This window comes from Streptomyces hygroscopicus subsp. hygroscopicus, from assembly GCF_001553455.1.
GTDB classification, from domain to species: domain Bacteria; phylum Actinomycetota; class Actinomycetes; order Streptomycetales; family Streptomycetaceae; genus Streptomyces; species Streptomyces hygroscopicus.
This window is the reverse complement of record NZ_BBOX01000555.1, coordinates 1-877: the sequence shown is the minus strand read 5'-3', so window position 1 is coordinate 877 and position 877 is coordinate 1. Positions and strand designations below refer to the sequence as shown.

The 877-nt window shown below is 69.7% G+C and carries 1 protein-coding gene; it reads left to right on the top strand.

The genetic code is table 11. The features are described 5' to 3' along the window. Positions 1-877: AMP-binding protein (locus AXW62_RS38535; RefSeq protein ID WP_159061075.1), on the top strand; the 877-nt coding region annotated here is incomplete at both ends.

Sequence of the window (877 nt, the reverse complement as noted above, 5' to 3'; positions counted from 1 at the left end):
CGCATCAGCCGCTCTTCCAGGTCATGCTCGCCTGGCAGAACGCGGACCACGCAGAGCTGGAATTCCCCGGACTGTCGGCGGACCTGGTGTCGATCGGCACCGGTACCGCACGCATGGACCTGCTCGTCAGCTTGGTCGAAGCGCGAGCCTCGCACGGCGTGAGCGGGGTGGTGGAGTTCCGGTCGGACATATTCGACCGGTCAACCGTGGCGTCGTTGATGGACCGGCTGGAACGGCTGCTGGACGCGGTCGCGACGGACCCGGACCGCCGGATCGGCACGATCGACCTCCTCGAACCCGCCGAACGCCAACGCGTCCTGGTGGAATGGAACACCACCACCCCGGACCCCGATACGCGTGGCGAGGCCGTATCCATCCCCGAACTGTTCGCAGGGCAGGCGGAGCAGGTCCCCGAGGCCACCGCCGTGGTGTTCGGCGACCGTACCCTCACCTACGCGGAACTGGACGCGGCGTCCAACCGGCTGGCCCGGCTGCTCATCGCCGAGGGCGCCGGGCCCGAACGCATCGTCGCCCTGGCCCTGCCCCGGTCCATCGACATGATCGTGGCCGTACTCGCCGTCCTCAAAACCGGCGCCGCCTACCTGCCCATCGACCCCGAACACCCGGCCGAGCGCGTGGAGTTCATGCTCCACGACGCCGCCCCGGCCCTGGCCGTGACCACCACCGCTCTGCGTCCGGTCTTCCACGACCAGCCACTGACCACCGTGGAATACGACGCGCCCGGGACCACACGGCGCCTGGCCGAACAGAGCCCGGCCGCCCTCACCGACGCCGACCGGACACACCACCTGACCCCGCTCAACCCGGCGTACGTCATCTACACCTCCGGTTCGACCGGCACTCCCAAGGCCGTGGT